The 18,674-nt window shown below is 66.5% G+C and carries 15 protein-coding genes; 13 read left to right on the plus strand and 2 right to left on the minus strand.

The genetic code is table 11. From position 1 onward, the window contains the following. Positions 1-79: 79 nt before the first annotated feature. The 4 genes from IB236_RS16165 to IB236_RS16180 are packed head-to-tail and all read left to right on the plus strand — an operon-like array spanning position 80 to position 3,959. The gene (locus IB236_RS16165) at positions 80-1,084 is read left to right on the plus strand and encodes an NAD(P)/FAD-dependent oxidoreductase (protein WP_056744593.1); all 1,005 of its coding nucleotides are present in this window, start codon (positions 80-82) and stop codon (positions 1,082-1,084) included. Then, positions 1,081-2,094, plus strand: a complete 1,014-nt coding sequence (gene gluQRS / locus IB236_RS16170; RefSeq protein ID WP_225581191.1) for a tRNA glutamyl-Q(34) synthetase GluQRS — start codon at positions 1,081-1,083, stop codon at positions 2,092-2,094. The genes IB236_RS16165 and gluQRS overlap by 4 nt, the downstream gene beginning before the upstream one ends. Continuing rightward, positions 2,091-2,864, plus strand: coding sequence for a tRNA (guanosine(46)-N7)-methyltransferase TrmB (gene trmB, locus IB236_RS16175; RefSeq protein ID WP_121942802.1), 774 nt, complete (start codon positions 2,091-2,093; stop codon positions 2,862-2,864). Before gluQRS ends, trmB begins: the two co-directional genes overlap by 4 nt. Positions 2,865-2,903: 39 nt before the next feature. Next, positions 2,904-3,959, plus strand: a complete 1,056-nt coding sequence (locus IB236_RS16180; protein WP_056063179.1) for a GGDEF domain-containing protein — start codon at positions 2,904-2,906, stop codon at positions 3,957-3,959. Between the two features lie 104 nt (positions 3,960-4,063). Here IB236_RS16180 and IB236_RS16185 read toward each other — a convergent pair whose 3' ends face one another. Next, positions 4,064-7,045 (minus strand): HD domain-containing phosphohydrolase, encoded by a 2,982-nt coding sequence (locus IB236_RS16185; RefSeq protein ID WP_192421455.1) that lies wholly within the window; start codon positions 7,043-7,045, stop codon positions 4,064-4,066. Positions 7,046-7,145: 100 nt separating this feature from the next. Continuing rightward, positions 7,146-9,773 carry an alanine--tRNA ligase gene (gene alaS, locus IB236_RS16190; RefSeq protein WP_192421456.1) on the minus strand — a complete coding sequence of 876 codons (2,628 nt, stop codon included), beginning with the start codon at positions 9,771-9,773 and terminating at the stop codon, positions 7,146-7,148. Between the two features lie 255 nt (positions 9,774-10,028). Between alaS and IB236_RS16195 the strand changes: the two genes are divergently transcribed. From IB236_RS16195 to IB236_RS16235, 9 genes are all read left to right on the plus strand, one after another. Beyond that, positions 10,029-10,946, plus strand: a complete 918-nt coding sequence (locus IB236_RS16195; protein ID WP_055398099.1) for a dihydrodipicolinate synthase family protein — start codon at positions 10,029-10,031, stop codon at positions 10,944-10,946. A gap of 37 nt (positions 10,947-10,983) precedes the next feature. Next, on the plus strand, positions 10,984-11,919 hold the full coding sequence (locus IB236_RS16200; protein ID WP_192421457.1) for a 4-hydroxyproline epimerase: 936 nt from the start codon (positions 10,984-10,986) through the stop codon (positions 11,917-11,919). A 25-nt stretch (positions 11,920-11,944) separates the two neighbouring features. Beyond that, positions 11,945-13,060 (plus strand): FAD-binding oxidoreductase, encoded by a 1,116-nt coding sequence (locus IB236_RS16205; RefSeq protein ID WP_192421458.1) that lies wholly within the window; start codon positions 11,945-11,947, stop codon positions 13,058-13,060. Then, a complete protein-coding gene (locus tag IB236_RS16210) occupies positions 13,057-13,344 on the plus strand; it encodes a 2Fe-2S iron-sulfur cluster-binding protein (RefSeq protein ID WP_225581192.1) in 288 nt (95 codons plus the stop codon). Before IB236_RS16205 ends, IB236_RS16210 begins: the two co-directional genes overlap by 4 nt. Next, positions 13,341-14,708: an FAD/NAD(P)-binding oxidoreductase gene (locus IB236_RS16215; protein WP_225581193.1), complete on the plus strand. Its 1,368-nt coding sequence runs from the start codon at positions 13,341-13,343 to the stop codon at positions 14,706-14,708. The genes IB236_RS16210 and IB236_RS16215 overlap by 4 nt, the downstream gene beginning before the upstream one ends. 148 nt (positions 14,709-14,856) lie before the next feature. Then, positions 14,857-15,492: a TRAP transporter small permease gene (locus IB236_RS16220; RefSeq protein ID WP_192421459.1), complete on the plus strand. Its 636-nt coding sequence runs from the start codon at positions 14,857-14,859 to the stop codon at positions 15,490-15,492. A 37-nt stretch (positions 15,493-15,529) separates the two neighbouring features. Beyond that, complete coding sequence (locus IB236_RS16225) at positions 15,530-16,795, plus strand: TRAP transporter large permease (protein ID WP_192421460.1); 1,266 nt, start codon at positions 15,530-15,532, stop codon at positions 16,793-16,795. A gap of 56 nt (positions 16,796-16,851) precedes the next feature. Beyond that, positions 16,852-17,874 carry a TRAP transporter substrate-binding protein gene (locus IB236_RS16230; protein ID WP_056063202.1) on the plus strand — a complete coding sequence of 341 codons (1,023 nt, stop codon included), beginning with the start codon at positions 16,852-16,854 and terminating at the stop codon, positions 17,872-17,874. Positions 17,875-17,941: 67 nt separating this feature from the next. Next, positions 17,942-18,616 carry a GntR family transcriptional regulator gene (locus IB236_RS16235; RefSeq protein WP_056744569.1) on the plus strand — a complete coding sequence of 225 codons (675 nt, stop codon included), beginning with the start codon at positions 17,942-17,944 and terminating at the stop codon, positions 18,614-18,616. Positions 18,617-18,674 lie beyond the last annotated feature (58 nt).

Here is an 18,674-nt window from a genome sequence, read left to right on the forward strand (position 1 = left end):
TGCGGCCTCCGCAGCACCCGCCACCCCAGTCACCCCCTCCGGCAAACCGCAGCGCCACTTCGCCATCATCGGCGCAGGCATGGCGGGCATTGCCTGCGCCCGCACCCTGGTCCAGGCCGGCCACCGGGTGACGGTGTTCGAAAAATCCCACCAGGCCGGTGGCCGCACCGCCACCATCGACAGCCCCTTTGGCAACTTTGATGCCGGCGCCCAATATTTCACCGTGCGCGACCCGCGTTTCGCCCGCGCCATCGACACCGTGCCCGGCATTTGCAAGCGCTGGAGCGCCAATTCGGTCCAGGTGCTAGACGCTGCAGGCCGCGTAGCCGCCGTGGGCCTGCCCCACCGCGAGGCCCATTGGGTGGCCAGCCCGGGCATGCAGTCGCTGGTCACCACCTGGGCCGCCCCCCTGGTTCAGGCAGGTCAGCTCATCACTCACACCCGCGTCACCCGCATCGAACCCGACGCCGTGAACGCACCAGGCTGGCAATTGCGCACCGAAGGCGCCGGCGGCGAGCAACACGTGTACGCAGGCTTCGATGCCGTGCTGCTGGCCCAGCCCTCCGTGCCTGCGCAGGCCCTGATCTCTGGCTCCGGACTCGACTCCCCGCTGGCCGACGCCATGTCCAAGGTGGCCATTGCCCCCTGCTGGACCCTGATGCTGGCCTACCCCCAGGCCGTGCGCCCGGGCCTGACCACACTGGGCCCGCAATGGAACGCCGCGCGCAGCACCCACCACCGCATTGCCTGGCTGGCGCGTGAGTCGTCCAAGCCGGGGCGCAATGTGGTGGAGCGGTGGACGGTGCAGGCCAGCCCCGCCTGGTCGGCAGAACACCTCGAAGACGACGAAGCCCGCGTGCAGGCCAAGCTGCTCAAGGCATTTGCCGAGGTCACCGGCATCCGGGCCGAGCCCGCGCATGCCGACACCCGCCGCTGGCGCTATGCGCAGACCACCCACCCGCTGGGCAAGAGCCACCTGTGGGACGCCAAGGCCGGCCTGGGTGCGTGCGGAGACTGGTGCCTGGGGCACAGGCTGGAAGATGCCTTTGTGTCGGGCCTGGAACTGGCACTTGCCGTGGCATGACGGGGGGCGCGGGCGCAACGCCGCACGACAAGGACAGCCCCGCAGTACGCGTTGAAGGGCGCTATGTGGGGCGGTTTGCCCCCTCTCCCACGGGCCCGCTGCATGCGGGCTCTCTGGTGGCCGCGCTGGCCAGCTGGCTGGACGCACGCGCACACAACGGCCGGTGGCTGGTACGCATGGAAGATGTGGACCAGCCCCGCTGCGTGCCGGGGGCTGACACCTTCATCCTGCAGCAGCTGGCCGCCTGTGGTCTGCACCCCGATGCCCCGCCCCAGTGGCAGTCTGCGCGCAGCGGGCTGTACCAGCATGCCCTGGACCAGCTGGTGGCGCAGGGCGATGCCTATCCCTGCGCCTGTTCACGCAAGGACGTCGAAGACGCCCATGCCGCGCAGGGCCATGCGCGTGAACGCCATGCCGCACTGCCCTATCCCGGGACCTGCCGCCATGGGCTGCATGGCCGCACAGGGCGCTCCTGGCGCTTCAATGTGACAGACTTCAAGCCAAAACAGCCGATAGCGCTAGTGGATCATGCCTGGGGTGCTACATATTCAATAGCAGATGGGCTTCTGCAGTGGCACGACCGCCGCCTGGGCCGCCAGCAGCAACAGGTTGCGACCGCCGTGGGCGACTTTGTGCTGCGCCGCGCAGACGGACTGTGGGCCTATCAGCTGGCCGTGGTGGTGGACGACGCTGACCAGGGCATCACCGATGTGGTCCGGGGCGAGGACTTGGCCGACAACACGCCCCGCCAGATCCTGCTGCAGCAGGCCCTGGGGGTGCCCACACCGCGCTACCTGCACACCCCCCTGGTGTGCGGGGACAACGGCGAAAAACTCTCCAAACAAAACGGCGCGCAGGCGCTGGAACTGCAGAACCCGTTGGTGGCTCTGTCGCACGCTGCGCTGGCACTGGGCCTGCCCGCTGTGGCAAATCTGCACAACATTTGCATACCCGACGCACTGGCACAGTGGGTGGTGGCGTGGCGACGAAACTACAATGGCCCACCGTGACCGAATTGACCACAGCTTCCGCCCCCGCCAGTGCTGCGCCTGCCGCAGCCGCCGCCCCCACAGCGCCCGCCGTGCAGGGCTCTGCCCCCGCCGGTGTGACCCACCCCAAAACCATCAAGAGCTTTGTGCGCCGCGCCGGCCGCACCACCACGGGCCAGGCCAAGGCCTTTGAGGACTTCGGCCCGCGTTTTGTGCTGCCCTACACCCCCGCCCCGCTGGACGCCACCGCCGCCTTTGGCCGCAGCGCCCCGCTGGTGCTGGAGATCGGCTTTGGCATGGGCGAGGCCACGGCCCATATCGCCCGCGTGCGGCCTGATGACAACTTCCTGTGCTGCGAGGTGCATGAGCCCGGCGTGGGTGCCCTGCTCAAGCGCATTGGCGAGCAAGAGCTGACCAACATCCGCATCCTGCAGCACGACGCTGTGGAGGTGATCGACCACATGCTTCCGCCCGGCGTTCTTGACGGTGTGCACATCTTCTTCCCCGACCCCTGGCACAAGAAAAAGCACAACAAGCGCCGCCTGATCCAGCCCCCGCTGGTGGCCAAGCTGGCTGCACGCCTCAAGCCCGGAGGCTACCTGCATTGCGCCACCGACTGGCAGCCCTACGCCGAGCAAATGCTGCAGGTGCTGAGCGCCGAACCCCTGCTGCAAAACACCGCAGACGGCTTTGCACCGCAACCCGACTACCGCCCGCTGACCAAATTCGAAAACCGTGGCCTGCGACTGGGCCATGGGGTGTGGGACGTGGTGTTTGTGCGCCGTAACTGACCCCACGACATGCCCCGATCGGCCCGCACCACACCGCCTATGAAACCCATCCTGCAAAACCTGGTGGAGATGACTGGCCACCGCGACCACTTGCGGCTGGAGGTATCGGTGCTGTCCACGCTGCAAAAGCTCAGCAGCATCATCGAGGTGCGGGCCCTGGAGCTGTTCACGGACGGTGGTGTGCCCCATGTGCGCCCCCGCACCTGGGTGGACAGCGGCCAGCTCGTGTCCACCGACTCCGAAGCCGCCGCCGACCCCCGCCGCGAGCCGCTGGACCAATACCCCGCGCTGCGGGACTGCGTGGACAGCCATGGCGAAAGCGCGCTGGCCTCGCCCCGCCGGGGCCGCCATGTGCTGTGGCTGCCTGTGTGGATGCATGACAAGGTCAGCACCTGCCTGGAGATCACGCAGTCGCGCCCGTTCTCGGCCCACAAGCTCGACGTGCTCATGGGCGTGTTTCAGGTGTACCAGAACTACCAGAGCCTGCTCGACTACAGCGAGCGTGATGCGCTCACCGGCCTGTTCAACCGCAAGACGTTTGACGAGCAGTTCTCCCGCTACACCATGAGCGGGCTGGCCAGCCGGACGGGCGCCGTTACCGAGTCCTTTGCGGCCGAGGAAACCGCAGTGGCCAGCGACAACGAGCCTGTGCAGCAATGGCTGGCGGTGGTGGACATCGACCACTTCAAGCAGGTCAACGACCGGTTCGGCCACCTGTATGGCGACGAGGTGCTGATCCTGATCGCCAACATCCTGCGCAGCTCTTTCCGCAGCCATGACCGCATCTTCCGCTTTGGCGGCGAGGAGTTTGTGGTGCTGCTGCGCTCCACCACACTGAGCACCGCCCACAAGGTGTTCAACCGCTTCCGGCTGGCCGTGCAGGAGTACCACTTCCCGCAGGTGGGCCAGGTCACGGTGAGCCTGGGCTTTGTGAGCACCACACGCGGCTCGCCCGTAGAGATTCTGGGCCAGGCCGACCAGGCGCTTTACTACGCCAAGGAACATGGCCGCAACCAGGTCTGCTTCTATGACGATCTGGTGGCCAGCGGTCAACTGGCGACCAAGGTCGCCAACGACGACGTCGAGCTGTTCTGACCGGGCCGGGCCCCATGGGCATATGGTCTGCTGTCCGCTGCAAAAAGGCTGGCCCGCGCAAGAACGCATTGCCCCATCGTCCACCATAGGGCGTCTTTCCCCTCTCAGCCCAGCGACGCCAGAATGGCCTCCACATTGACCTCGTCGCGCTGCGCAGGTGTCAGAAAGCGCTCTGCGTAGTCGCGCCACACGCCGCTGGTCAGGAAGAAGCGGAACACCTCGGCATCGATGTGCCGCTCGCGCACCATGTGGGTCATGATCTTGAGCGACTCGGACAAGGTCTTGGGTGGCTTATAGGGCCGGTCGGCCGCAGTCAGCGCCTCAAAGATATCGGCCAGTGTCATCACCCGGTCGGCCAGCGTCAGCTCTGGCGCCTTCAGACGCCGGGGGTAGCCGGTGCCGTCCAGCTTTTCATGGTGAGACCCGGCAATCGACGGCACGCGCGCCAGGTGCGGCGGAAACGGCAGACCGCTGAGCATGATGATGGTCTGCACGATGTGGTCGTTGATCTTGAAGCGGTCTTCGGCAGTGAGCGTACCGCGCTGGATGGACAGGTTGTGCAGTTCGCCCAGGTGCGCCTCGTAGGGCGGCAACACCATGTCAAAGCCCCAGCGATTGGCGGGGTTGCCCGCCTCCACCGGCGGCGTGCGTGTGCCCCAGGGCACGATGTGCTCGGGTCGGTCGGCCAGCAGCGGCTCGTTGGCGGGCAAGGGGCGCACCGGCACGCTGGAAAGCCGCAGCATCTCGGCGGCCGACAGGCCCAGGCGGTCGTCAAAATGCCGTTGCCATATCTGGCGGCCAACGGCCTTGAGGCGGGCAATGTCCGCATCGGCCATGAATTCGCCTCCCACGTTGCAGCGGGCTACAAAGGCAAAGTCTTCCTGCAGTTGTTCGCGCCGCTGCAGCAGCTCACGCTGCAGGCGCACCGGGTCCACGCCGGACACATGCTGCTTCCAGTAGTCCAGCTCAGCGTCCCGCCACAACACCTCAAAGCGCATGCGCACCTCGTGAATGCGGTTGTAGAGCGTCTCCAGCTTGGTGGCCTTGTCGATGATGTGCTCGGGGCTGGTGACCTTGCCGCAGTCGTGCAACCACGCCCCCAGGCGGAATTCGTAGCGCTCGGCATCGGTCATGGCCACCTGGGCAAACGGACCGTCCTTGGCCGCACACATGCGGTCCATCAGCGCCTCGGCCAGCTCCGGCACGCGCTCGCAATGGCCACCGGTGTAGGGGCTCTTGGCGTCGATCGCGTCGGCCAGCAGGCGGATGACGGCATCGAGCAGCTTCTTCTGGCCTTCGATCAGGCTGCGCGTCTCGATGGCCACCGACAGCGTGCCCGACAACCTCTCGACAAACGCCCGGAAATGCGCGTCGTCCTGCGTCTGGTCCGCGATGTAGCGCAGCACCAGCAGGCCCAGGGGCTGCCCGTCACGGGTGCGCAGCTGCACGCGCAGCACGCGCGCGGGCTCGGTATCGTCGTCGTCTTCGTGCTGGTCGCCGGGTTGGGGCTCGGTATGGTTGATGAAATGCACCATGGCCAGGTGCTCGGGGTAGCGCGACTGCTGCTCCGGGTCTTCGCAATGGCGGGCCGCGCGCAGCAAGCCGGTGCGTTGCGGGTCCACCAGGTACACCGCACCGCCGGTGCAACTGGTGGCGCGCACCAGCTCGTACAGCACGCTCGACAGCATCAGGTCGGTGCGCGACTCGGCGCTGATGTGGTGGGTGATGTGCAAGAACTCCTGGATGGTGTCGGACATGCGGTCCATCACCTGCCCCAGGTCGCGCACCTCGCGCACCGGCGACACCCGCCGTTCGGGCCGCCGGAAATCAAACCGCGCCAGCGCCCTGGCCTGCAACGCCAGCCCGAACAGACTGCGCCCCACGCGTCGGCCGGCCAGCCAGCCCAACGGCAGCATCAGACCGATGAGCGACACCGACAGCCACACCTGCTGGCGCAGATTGCTATTCACGTCGGCCAGCAGCTCTTTGGTAGGAATCGCCATCAGGATCTGCAGCCCCTGCCAGCGCATCGATGCCAGCGGCAGCGAACGGCCCAGCCATTCCTCGCCGTCGGCCTGCAGGCGGCGTGACTCGCCATCTTTCAGGCCCAGCGCCTGCAGCGCATGCAGGCTGGGCACACCCAGATCGTCCAGGGCACGCAGCCGCAGGCCCGGCGTGTTGCCATCACGCAGTAGCACGCGCGACATGTCGGGATAGGCCAGCACGCGGCGGTCCTTGTCCACCACCGCGATCTCGGTGCGGGGCATCAGGCGCAGGCCGCTGATCTCATGCCCCAGGTCGGTCAGGGCCACGTCCAGGCCAATCACCGCACGCCCGTCCTCGCTGGGCTGGCTCAGCGTGATGCCCACCTCCTGCGTGGTGAAGAACACATAGGGTGCCGTGAGGATCTGGGTGTTCTGCTCCAGCGCCTCGGCGTACCAGGGGCGGGTGCGGGGGTCGTAGCGGTATTCCGGGCGCACGGCCGAATCGATCAGCCGCAGGTCCGCGTCGTAATAACTCCAGCGCCCCACCATGCCCGCCAGGCCGCGCTCGCGCGCCATGGACTGCACCAGGTACGCCGTTTTGGGCGGTGCATCCTGCCGCACCCGCAAGGCTTCGTTTCGCACCGGTCGCACCAGCAAAAACTGCCCGTCCGGGTAACCGATGAACACCGCCGACAGCAGCGGGTTCTGCTCCAGCAGCCTCGCCAGTACAGGCAGGCGCCGCAGCCGCGCTGGCAGGGTGGACGCAGAGGCCACCGGGTCGAACGCCAGCAGGCGGATGGTGGCATCGGCCGGGTCCACGATGCGATGCACCCGTTCGGCAATGAGCTGGCTGATGCGCTGCGCACTCTCGTCCGACGCCGCAATGATGGCCTGGCGTGCGCTGGTGCTGACCTGGTACACCAGCAAGGCTGTCAACAACAGCATGGCGGTGACCACCACGGTGGCGATCAGGACCTCAAAGGGGATGGTGATGCGGCGCCACCATGGCAGGTGGCCGCCTTGGCCCACCGAAGCAGCGCCCGTACCGCGAAGCACAGCGGACGGCGGCGGGTCTTGGGGGCTGTCGCGCAGGGTGTCCATGCGCTGCACTTTAGGGTGAAAGCTGGCGTTCCGTCACCCTCTTTTTGGCAGCCATGGCTGCCACACCACAGCGGCGGGTGCCGCTGTGGTGACCGGTACCTCAGCCCAGTTGCTGCGTGACCCAGCCTGTCACCGAAGCCAGTGCTGCGGGCAGCTTGGACGCGTCCGTGCCGCCAGCCATGGCCATGTCGGGCTTGCCGCCGCCCTTGCCGCCGACTTGCTGGGCGACAAAGTTGACCAGTTCGCCCGCCTTGAGCTTGCCCACGCTGTCGGCGGTGACGCCCGCAGCGATCTGCACCTTGTCGCCATCCACGGCGGCCAGCACGATGGCAGCGGTCTTGAGCTTGTCCTTGAGCTTGTCCATGGTGTCGCGCAGGGTCTTGGCGTCGGCACCCGGCAGCGCCGCAGCCAGCACTTTGAGGCCCTTCACCTCCACAGCCTGGTTCACCAGTTCGTCACCCTGGCTCGAGGCCAGCTTGCCCTTCAAGGCAGCCACTTCCTTTTCGAGCGCGCGGGCGTTGTCCAGCGCCTGGCTGATGCGGCCATTGAGCTCGGCCACCGGCGCCTTGAGCGTGCTGGCGGCCTGGTTCACGGTGTCTTCCAGGTTCTGCAGGTACGCCAGTGCGTTGGCGCCGGTCACGGCCTCAATGCGGCGGATGCCCGCAGCCACACCGCCCTCGCCCACCACCTTGAACAGGCCGATGTCACCCGTGCGCTGCACGTGCGTGCCGCCGCACAGTTCGCGGCTGGTGCCGATGTCGAGCACGCGCACGGTTTCGCCGTATTTCTCGCCAAACAACATCATTGCGCCGGTCTTCTGGGCCGACTCGATGTCCATCACGCGCGCTTGCGTGGGCTGGTTGGCCAGGATTTCTTCGTTCACACGGCGTTCGATCTCGCGGATTTCAGCCGCCGTCACGGCGCCGTTGTGTGTGAAGTCGAAGCGCGTGCGGTCGGCATTGACCAGGCTGCCCTTTTGCTGCACATGGCTGCCCAGCACTTCGCGCAAGGCCTTGTGCATGATGTGCGTGACCGAGTGGTTGCGCATGGTGGCAGCGCGCACGGCGGTGTTGACCTGGGCCTGCACGGTGTCGCCCACGTTCAGCGTGCCCTCTTCGAGCGTGCCGTGGTGGCCAAACACATCGGCCTTGATCTTGAGCGTGTCACCCACCGCAAAGCGTGCCGAGCCGCTGGTGATGACACCTTCGTCACCCACCTGGCCGCCGCTTTCGGCGTAGAACGGGGTCGTGTCCAGCACCACCACGCCGTTTTGGCCGGCTTTCAGTGCTGCAGCGCTAGTACCGTCTACATAGATTGCTACGATTTTTGCAGTCTCTGCGAGGTGTTCGTAGCCCGTGAACTGGTTGGCGGCACCGGTGTACTCCAGCGCCTTGTCCATCTTGAACTTGCCGGCCGCGCGGGCCTGGGCCTTCTGCTTTTCCATGGCGGTCTTGAAGCCAGCCTCGTCCACTTCCACGTCGCGTTCGCGGCAGACGTCATTGGTCAGGTCGAGCGGGAAGCCATAGGTATCGTGCAACTTGAACGCGACGTCGCCAGGCAGCACCTTGGCGCCGCCGTCCAGGGTAGCGTCCAGGATTTCCATGCCGTTGGCCAGCGTCTCGAAGAAGCGCTCTTCTTCCACCTTGAGCACCTCGGTGATGCGCTGCTCCTGCTCGCGCAGGGATGGGTAGGCGTCACCCATCAGGCGTACCAGGTCGGCCACCAGCTTGTGGAAGAACGGGGTCTTCTTGCCCAGCTTGTACCCGTGGCGGATGGCACGGCGCACGATGCGGCGCTGCACGTAGCCACGGCCTTCATTGCTGGGGATCACACCATCGCTCACCAAAAACGCGGTGGCGCGGATGTGGTCAGCGATCACGCGCAGGCTCTTGTTGTTGAGGTCCGTCACGCCGGTCTCGCGGCCAGCGGCCTTGATGAGCGCGTCGAACAGATCGATCTCGTAGTTGCTGTGCACGTGCTGCAGGATGGCTGCAAGGCGCTCCAGGCCCATGCCGGTGTCCACGCACGGTGCGGGCAGCGGGGTCACGGCACCCGTCTCGTCCATGTTGAACTGCATGAACACGTTGTTCCAGATCTCGATGAAGCGGTCGCCGTCTTCATCGGGGCTGCCGGGAGGGCCGCCTGCAATGTGCGGGCCATGGTCGTAGAAGATTTCGCTGCAGGGACCGCAGGGGCCGGTGTCGGCCATCATCCAGAAGTTGTCGGACTTGTAGCGGCCGCCCTTGTTGTCGCCGATGCGGATCACGCGCTCGGGCGGCAAGCCGATTTCCTTGGTCCAGATGTCGTAGGCCTCGTCGTCTTCCTGGTAGACCGTGGCCAGCAGGCGCTCTGGCGGCAGCTTGTAGACCTCGGTCAGCAGCTCCCAGGCCCACTTGAGCGATTCGCGCTTGAAGTAGTCGCCAAACGACCAGTTGCCCAGCATTTCAAAGAAGGTGTGGTGGCGCGCGGTGTAGCCCACGTTTTCCAGGTCGTTGTGCTTGCCACCCGCACGCAGGCAGGCCTGAACCGACACCGCCCGGTTGTACGAGCGCTTGTCGGTGCCCAGGAACACGTCCTTGAACTGCACCATGCCCGAGTTGGTGAACATCAGCGTGGGGTCGTTGCCAGGCACCAGAGGGCTCGACGGCACCACGGTGTGGCCCTTGGAGACGAAGAAGTCCAGGAAGGACTTGCGGATGTCAGCGACAGAAAAAGTGGGAGTGCTCATGGTGTTGTGGAGTGGTTGCACGCAGCAGGCAGGCCGCAGGACCCGCGCCTGCGCGCTGCCTGTCGCTGCCCCTATGGGGACCAACCTTTCATTATAGGTTTGCAGTCTGGCGGTCCGTGGCGGGAGGGCGACAGGGCGGGGACAGACGCCTACACTCCATGCGCCAACGGGTGCGGAAAAATCCGCTTGCGCGCTTCAAATATCTTGTTAATATATTAACAACTTCAACCCGCCCACCGACCCAAGGAGTCCCTCGTGAACCCACAACCCCGCTGGCAAGGCATCTTCCCTGCCATCACCACCAAGTTCCACGCCGATGAGTCCATCGACGCCGAGGGCACAGCCCGCCACATCGACTTCCAGATCCGCAACGGCATCCACGGGCTGGTCACCTGCGGTTCTCTCGGCGAGGCCAGCACCCTCACACTGGAGGAAAAGCTCCAGGTCGCCAAGATCGCCCTCGAAGCCGCTGACGGCCGCGTACCAGTGCTCGCCAACGTGTCCGAAACCAGCACCCGCGAGGCACTGCGCTACATCGACGGCGGCAACAAGCTCGGTGTGGCGGGCTACATGGTCATGCCCTCGGTGATCTACGTGGCCGACGCCCGCGAGGCCATGGCCAATGTGCGCGCCATGGCGGGCGCCGCCCAGCGCCCCCTGATGGTCTACAACAACCCTGTGGCCTACCGCGTGGACCTGAAGCCCGAGCACATGGTGGAGCTGGCCGACTGCGAGTGGATCGCCGCCATCAAGGAAAGCACCGGCGACATCCGCCGCATCACCGACCTGCGCAACACCGTGGGCGACCGCTACCAGCTCTTCCTGGGCGTGGACGACCTGGCTTACGAAGGCCTGGCCCTGGGATGCGACGGCCTGCTGGCCGGCGTGGGCTGCGCCTTCCCGCGCGAAACCGTGGCGCTGTACGACCTGATGAAGGCCGGCAAATTTGCCGAGGCGCTGCCGCTCTACCAGTGGATGACGCCCATGCTGCACCTGGATGTGTCCAACAAGCTCGTGCAGAACCTCAAGCTCATCGATGCGCTGGTGGGTGTGGGCACCGAACACATGCGCCGCCCCCGCCTGCCCCTGGTGGGCGACGAACGCGCATTTGTCGAGAGTGTGGTGCGCAAGGCCCTGGCCACGCGCCCTACAAAATACCAGTCTGTCGCCTGAGACACTGAGCGCCCTACTCCACCACCAGCACAGCACCATGCAACGCATCCACGTGATCGACTCCCACACGGGCGGCGAGCCGACCCGGCTTGTCATCGACGGTTTTCCAGACCTGGGCACCGGCACCATGGCCGAAAGGCGTGCACTGCTGGCCGAGCGCCACGATGCCTGGCGGGCAGCCACCGTGCTGGAGCCGCGTGGCAGCGACGTGGTGGTGGGAGCGCTGCTCTGCGCGCCTCAAGATCCCGCCAACGCAGCGGGCGTGATCTTCTTCAACAACAGCGGCTACCTGGGCATGTGTGGCCACGGCACCATCGGGCTGATCGCATCGCTCGCCTACCTGGGCCGCATCACCCCTGGCGAGCACCGCATCGAAACCCCGGTGGGCACCGTCACCACCACCCTGCACACCGATGGCTCTGTCAGCGTGCGCAACGTGCCGGCCTACCGGCTGCATCATCAGCTGGCGGTGGACGTGCCCGGCTATGGCCGCGTGGTGGGCGATGTGGCCTGGGGCGGCAACTGGTTCTTCCTGATCTCTGACCACGGCCAGCGCGTAGCCAGCGACAACCTGGAGGCGTTGATGGGCTATAGCTGCGCCGTGCAGCAAGCCCTCAAAGACCAGGGCATTCGGGGCGACAACGGCGGCGAGATTGACCACATCGAGTTGTTTGCCGACGACGACCAGGCCGACAGCCGTAACTATGTGCTGTGTCCCGGCAAGGCCTATGACCGCTCGCCCTGTGGCACGGGCACCAGCGCCAAGGTGGCCTGCCTGGCGGCTGACGGCAAGCTCGCACCGGGCGCACTCTGGCGCCAGGCCAGCATCATCGGCAGCCAGTTCGAGGCCAGCTACACGCTGCAGGACGATGGCAAGGTCATCCCCACCTTGCGGGGCCGCGCGCACATGAGCGCCGACGCTACTTTGCTGATTGAAGACAAGGACCCCTTTGGCTGGGGCATCCGGCTTTAACCCGACCCTGCTGCACCCGCGCCCCATGCAACACACCGATGTCCTTGTGATTGGCGCTGGCATCGTGGGTGCCGCCTGCGCCCATGCGCTGGTGTTGGCCGGGCTGTCGGTACGTGTCATCGATGCGCGCCTCGGCGGTGCCACGGCGGCGGGCATGGGCCATCTGGTGGTGATGGATGACAACCCTGCCGAGCTGGCGCTGAGCCAGACGTCGCTGGACCTCTGGCACACCTGGGCACCCCACATGGATGCGGGCTGTGCGTTCACGCCCTGCGGCACGCTCTGGCTGGCCACCAACGATGCAGAGCTGCAGGCGGCCCATGACAAACGCAGCACCCTGCAAGCACACGGAATCGCCTGCGACATGCTCGACGCGGCCGCCCTGTCCCACGCAGAACCCGCACTGCGCCCCGGTCTGGCGGGTGCGCTCAAGGTGCAGGGGGACAGCGTGGTCTACGCCCCGCGCGCAGCCCAGTGGCTGCTGGACCAGGCCGCAGCCCACGGACACCTTGTGTTGGAGCAGGCTGAAGCGATGCAGATCGACGGCCACACCGTCACCCTGCGCGATGGAAGCCAGCGCAGCGCAGGCGCCATTGTGCTGGCCAGCGGCATCCACGCCCCACAGCTGTGCCCCGGCCTGCCGCTGCGCCCCAAAAAGGGCCACCTCGTCATCACCGACCGCTACCCGGGCACCGTGCACCACCAGCTGGTGGAGCTGGGCTACATCACCAGCGCGCACCACAGCGACGGTACCTCGGTGGCCTTCAACGTGCAGCCCCGGCCCACAGGGCAGTTGCTGATCGGCTCATCGCGCGAGTTCGACACCACCGACCCCGCCGTCAACAACGCCGTGATGGCGCGCATGCTGCAACGGGCACTCGACTACCTGCCAGGCCTGGCCGAACTCAACGCCATCCGCACCTGGACCGGCTTTCGCGCCGCCACGCCAGACAGCCTGCCGCTGATTGGCGCGCACCCCGAACACCCGCACCTGTGGCTGGCCGTGGGACATGAAGGACTGGGGGTGACCACCGCCCCGGCCACCGCGCAGTTGCTGGCGGCCCAGATCGCAGGGGGCACCCCGGCGATCGACCCCACGCCCTTTGCACCTGCCCGCTTTGCGGGCCTGAGCGCACCATGACCGCATCCAGAACACCCGCCCTGGTGCACATCGTGGTGAATGGCACGTTCCTCCAGGTGCCCGTAGGGACCAGCGTCGCCGCCGCGCTGGCGCAGCAAACACCCGGCACCACACGCACCTCGGTCACCGGCGCGGCGCGGGCACCGCTGTGTGGCATGGGGGTGTGCCACGAATGCAGGGTCCGCATCCACGGCCGCACACGCCTGGCGTGCCAGACGGTCTGCACCGAAGGCATGTCGATTCACACCGATGTCGGCACAGCACCCGGGAGCGCCACGCCATGAACCAGCCCGTGACCCCATCCATGACCGAGCAACACTCGGCGCACGAGCGCTGCGACATCCTCATCATCGGCGCAGGCCCTGCAGGTTTGGCCGCTGCCCTCGCTGCCGCACCCAGCGGGGCCGCGATCACCCTCGTGGATGACAACCCGCAGCCCGGCGGGCAAATCTGGCGCGACGGCCCCCAGGTGGTCTTGCCCGCCCTGGCGCAACAGCACCGCGCGGCGCTGGCCCGGCACACCAACATCCGCCTGCTGCCTGGCACCCGCGTGGTGGGCCTGGGTGACCCGCAACCCGGCGACAAGGCCCCGGCCCTGCTGCTGGAAGACGCAGACCGGGGCTGGACCCAGCACAGCCACCGCATCATCCTGTGCACCGGAGCCCGCGAGCTGCTGCTGCCCTTTCCGGGCTGGACGTTGCCCGGTGTGACGGGTGCAGGCGCCTTGCAGGCCCTCATCAAGGCAGGGCTCGACGTGCGCGGCCAGCGCATCGTCATTGCAGGCACAGGCCCTCTGCTGCTGGCCGCTGCCGCCACCGCCAACGAAGCGGGTGCCACCGTGGTGCGCGTGGCGGAGCAGGCGCCGTGGAGCGCGCTCGCTGGCTTTGCAGCGCAGCTGCCGCGCTGGCCTGCCAAGGCGTTGCAAGCCCTCACGCTGCTTCACCCGCAGTTGCGCGCCTGCAGCCATGTGCTGGAAGTCCAAGGCACCACGCAGGTGCAAACCGTGAGGCTGCGCAAAGGCCCACACGCCGAAGAAACCATGGCCTGCGACCGCGTGGCCTGCGGGTTCGGGCTGGTGCCCAACACCCACCTGGGGCAGATGCTGGGCTGCGCATTGGGCGGGCCGTTGAGCGGTGGCCAGGGCCTGGCTGTCGATGCCCACATGCGCACCAGCGCGCCCGGTGTATTCGCCGCGGGTGAAGCCACCGGCTTTGGCGGCAGCGAACGTGCACTGGTTCAGGGCGCCATGGCAGGGCATGTGGCGGCGGGACAGGCGCAACAAGCCCAGGCGCTGCGCCCGCAGCTGGCAGGCTGGGAGCGCTTTGCGCAGGCTTTGCAGGCTTCTTTTCCACTGAACGAAGCACTCAAAACCCTGGCGCAGCCCGGCACCCTGGTGTGCCGCTGCGAAGACGTGCCCTACGCTGCACTGGCCGATCGCGACGGCTGGATCGACGCCAAGCTCCACACCCGCTGCGGCATGGGCGCGTGCCAGGGCCGCATTTGCGGCGCCGCCGCACAGCACCTGTTTGGCTGGACGCCTGCCGCCCCACGGCATCTGCTGGCGCCCACACGCATTGGCACGCTGGCCGCCTGCACGCCCGCCCCCACCACCAGCGCTCAGCGCGAGCCCGCAGCTCCCTCGGGCTGACGCGCTCGCAGCCGTTTTCCCCGTCCCTCCTTTCAGGGCTTACCCGCACCCAGCAGGCATCCATCTTGCTTTTAAATATATTTGTCAGATATTAAAAAGCACAGGGCTTTTCTTTCATTGCCGCGCCCTCCTCCCCAGGAACCCCATCATGCCCACACCCAACCGTCCACCCGCCCCGCAATCTCCGGCGCCGCGCGCTCCCGTCCGCTGGGTGCTGGCGCTGTCCACGCAGGTTCTGCGCATGGAGCGGCATCTGCTCACCTCCCTCATGACGTTGCTGGTGCTGCTGATCCTGCTCAACGTGGTCACGCGCTACACCGGCATGCCCATCTACTGGGTGGACGAGGCGGCGGTCTACACGGTGGTCTGGCTGACCTTTGTGGGCGCCTCGGTCATGACGCGGCTGCGCATGGACTTTGCCGTGACCATGCTCACCGACCACCTCGGCGCGCGGGGCGCCAAGGCATTCAAGGTAGTGGCCACGTCCGGCGTGCTGCTGTTTGGCCTGGCCATGCTGGTGATGTGCTGGGTGTGGATGGACCCCATCGGCATTGCGCGCTACGGCTTTGACGCCAAGGAGTTTGCGGCCGAGAGCTTCAACTTCATCTACACCGAGCGCACCCAGACGCTGAACTGGCCCACCTGGGTGCTGCAACTCATCCTGCCGATCTTCTCGGCCACCTTCAGCGTGCATGCACTGGCCAACCTGTTCGAAGACATGGGCGCCGCAGAGCGTGTGCAGCACGCGGGCTTCGACGTAGTCAACGCTGACGCCGTGAACTGAACGCCCCTACGCCAGCAAAACCCACCAGAGCCCGACCATGATCACCACCCTGTTCTTCCTCGCCGCCTTGATGGTGGGTGTGCCCATCGGCGTGTGCCTGTGCCTGTCGGGCGCGGTGTACATCCTCAGCATCGGCAGCCCGGTGCTGTTCCAGTCGTTCCCCATGCAGATGTTCGGCGGGGTGGACAGCTATGGCCTCATCGCCATCCCGCTGTTCATCCTGATCGGCGAGATCATGAACAGCGGCGGCATCACGCGGCGGCTGGTGGACCTGTCCATGGCCTTCATCGGCTCCGTCAAAGGGGGGCTGGCCTACGTGAACATCCTGGCCAACATGCTGGTGTCATCCATCATCGGCTCGGCCACCGCGCAGGTGGCCATCATGTCGCAGGTCATGGTGCCCGAGATGGAAAAGCAGGGCTACGACAAGACCTTTGCGGCCGGCCTCACGGTGTACGGCGGCATGCTGGGGCCCATCATCCCGCCCTCGGTGATGTTTGTGGTCTACAGCGTGCTGGCCCAGGTGGCCGTGGGCGACATGCTGATTGCCGGCATCCTGCCCGGCGTGCTGCTCACCGTGCTGTTCTTTGTCGTGATCGCGCTCATGGGCTTTGTCTACAACTACCCGCGCAGCGAAAAGCGCACGCTGGCCCAGCGCGCGCACACCGTGGTGCAGGCCAGCCCCACACTGCTGATCCCCATCATCATCGTGGGCTCCATCCTGAGCGGCCTGGCCAACCCCACCGAATCTGCCGCCGTGGGCGCGCTGGCCTCGGCCCTGGTGGGTCGCTATGTGACCAAGGAGTTCCGGTTCAGCGCCATGCCCGCCATCCTGCTGCGCTCGGCCATTTACTCCGCCATCGTGCTGTTTCTGGTGGCGGCAGCGGCCGTGTTCTCGTGGTTGCTGATCTACGGCAAGGTGCCCCAGATGGTCGCCGCCTGGGTGCAGACCGTGGCGCACGACCCGGTCACCTTCTTGCTGCTCACCAACGTCATCCTGCTGGTCATCGGCACGGTGATCGACGGCATCCCCGGTCTCATCATGACCGCCCCCATCCTGCTGCCGATTGCCACCGAGGTCTATCACATCGACCCGCGCCACTTTGGTGTGGTGATCGTCGTCAACCTGGTGCTGGGGCTGATGACTCCGCCCGTGGGCCTGAGCTTCTTTGTCGCGTCGGCCGTCACCGGGGCCAAGCCCGGAAAGATGTTCATCGTCACGCTGCCGTTTTTCATCATCAGCTGCGTGGCGCTGGTGATGTTGTCGCTGTTCCCCAGCCTGTCGCTCGGTTTGCTCAAGTAGGCCGCTGCCAGACAAATCCCGTCCCCCTCCCAAAGTTCTTTCACACGGAGTTCACCATGACGACCCAGCCCGCCCACACTGTCTCCCGCCGCCATTTCATCCAGCGCAACGCAGCTGCCGCCGCCGCAGTGGCGGTTCCTCTGGGGTTCCCGTCGCTGGTGCGTGCAGCCGATGCAAAGGAGTTCCGCCTGGGCCTCATCACACCCGCTGGCCACTCGTGGAACCGCGCCGCACTGCAGTTTGGCGAGGCGCTGAAGAAGGAAACCGACGGCCGACTGAGCGTCACGGTCTTCCACTCGGGCCAGCTTGGCAACGAGGCCGCGATGATGCAGCAGCTGCAGTCCGGCGCGCTCGACATGGGCTGGATCCAGGCGGCCGAACTGGGCTCGCGCGTGTCCAGCATCGCGGCGATCAATGCACCGTACCTGGTGCGCTCCACGCCTGCCGTGGCCAAACTCGTCAAACACCCATCTGCCACAAAACTGCTCGAAGTGCTGCCGCGCGAGACGGGCACCATTGGCCTGGGCTGGGGCATCACCGGCATGCGCGCCGTGTTCTCCACCAAGGACATCACGGTGCCCACCGACATCAAGGGCATGAAACTGCGCATCAACCCCACGCCCGTGTACCGAGACTTTTATCAAATGCTGGGCGCCGCCCCCACGCCCATCCCCACGCCCCAGGTGTTTGACGCGATGAGCAACGGCCAGGTGGATGGGCTGGAGGCGGACATCGAGTTCTCCTGGAACCAGCGCTTCGACAAGGTGGCCAAGGCCCTGCTGCAGATGAACGCCCTGTTCATGCCGTTCGCGCCGCTGGTCTCCGGCCGCATCTGGCAAGGGCTGGATGTCAAGGACAAGGACATCATCCGCAAGCTGGTGGCCCAGTCGCTGGATGCGCAGATCAATGACATCGTGACCACCGAGGCCGGGCTGATCGAGAAGTTCAAGGGCACGTCCATCGCCTTCAAGACCGCATCGTCGTTCAACCCCGACGGCATCATCCAGGAGTTCGACAAGCTGTGGCTGCCCAAGGCGCCGCAGATTGCCGAGCTGCGCAAGGCGGGCGCAAGCCTCTGACAGTCCGCAAGGGTCACCGGGGCCGCATCCCATAAGATGCGGCCTCCCGCAACGTCCTTCACGCCCGATGACACTCCGCCGCCCCTCCCCCCAGCAAGACCCCGCGCCCAAGCGGCGCGCGGCGGACGTGGCCTACGACGCCATCGAGACAATGATCTCCACGCTGCAGCTGCAGCCCGGCAGCCCCGTGGTGGAGGCCGAGATCGCCGAAAGCACGGGCCTGGGCCGCACACCGGTGCGCGAGGCGCTGCTGCGCATGGTGTCCATCGGGCTCATCGTGCAGCAGCCCCGGCGCGGGCTGCTGGTGTCGCACATCGACCTGGCCGACCACCTGGACGTGATCCAGACCCGCCGCGTACTGGAGCGCCTGCTGGCCTCCAACGCCGCACGCCGCGCCACCGCGCCGCAGCGCCAGGCCATCGTGCGCTGTGCGGAGAACATGGTGCAGGCCGCAGCGCGCGGCCACCTCGACGACTACATGCTGGCCGACCATGAGCTGGACCTCGTCACCCACCAGGCCAGCCAGAACCACTCGGCCGTCAAATGCGTGCAACCGCTCATCGTGCAGTGCCGCCGCTTCTGGTACGCCTACCAGCACGAAGGCGAGGTGTCAGAGGGTGCCCGCGCGCACATGCAGCTGGCGCAGGGCATTGCCAGTGGCGACGAGGCCCAGGCCGTGGCGGGCGCGGAGCAGCTGATGGAGTACCTGGAGCGCTTCGCGCGGCGCATCATCGACCGCTAGGGACCCTCTGCACGAATCTCGCTGGCCAAGTGAGCGCAGCGGATCGGGAGGGGTTGCA

The organism is Acidovorax sp. ACV02, assembly GCF_014851475.1.
Classification (GTDB): Bacteria; Pseudomonadota; Gammaproteobacteria; order Burkholderiales; family Burkholderiaceae_C; genus Acidovorax; species Acidovorax delafieldii.

Coding starts and splice junctions, on each gene's coding strand:
- IB236_RS16165 (WP_056744593.1), top strand. CDS start 80: ATGGCGGGCATTGCCTGCGCCCGCACCCTGGTCCAGGCCGGCCACCGG.
- gluQRS (WP_225581191.1), top strand. CDS start 1,081: ATGACGGGGGGCGCGGGCGCAACGCCGCACGACAAGGACAGCCCCGCA.
- alaS (WP_192421456.1), bottom strand. CDS start 9,773: ATGAGCACTCCCACTTTTTCTGTCGCTGACATCCGCAAGTCCTTCCTG.
- IB236_RS16210 (WP_225581192.1), top strand. CDS start 13,057: ATGACCGCATCCAGAACACCCGCCCTGGTGCACATCGTGGTGAATGGC.
- IB236_RS16185 (WP_192421455.1), bottom strand. CDS start 7,045: ATGGACACCCTGCGCGACAGCCCCCAAGACCCGCCGCCGTCCGCTGTG.
- IB236_RS16180 (WP_056063179.1), top strand. CDS start 2,904: ATGAAACCCATCCTGCAAAACCTGGTGGAGATGACTGGCCACCGCGAC.
- IB236_RS16205 (WP_192421458.1), top strand. CDS start 11,945: ATGCAACACACCGATGTCCTTGTGATTGGCGCTGGCATCGTGGGTGCC.
- IB236_RS16220 (WP_192421459.1), top strand. CDS start 14,857: ATGCCCACACCCAACCGTCCACCCGCCCCGCAATCTCCGGCGCCGCGC.
- IB236_RS16215 (WP_225581193.1), top strand. CDS start 13,341: ATGAACCAGCCCGTGACCCCATCCATGACCGAGCAACACTCGGCGCAC.
- IB236_RS16200 (WP_192421457.1), top strand. CDS start 10,984: ATGCAACGCATCCACGTGATCGACTCCCACACGGGCGGCGAGCCGACC.
- IB236_RS16225 (WP_192421460.1), top strand. CDS start 15,530: ATGATCACCACCCTGTTCTTCCTCGCCGCCTTGATGGTGGGTGTGCCC.
- IB236_RS16230 (WP_056063202.1), top strand. CDS start 16,852: ATGACGACCCAGCCCGCCCACACTGTCTCCCGCCGCCATTTCATCCAG.
- IB236_RS16235 (WP_056744569.1), top strand. CDS start 17,942: ATGACACTCCGCCGCCCCTCCCCCCAGCAAGACCCCGCGCCCAAGCGG.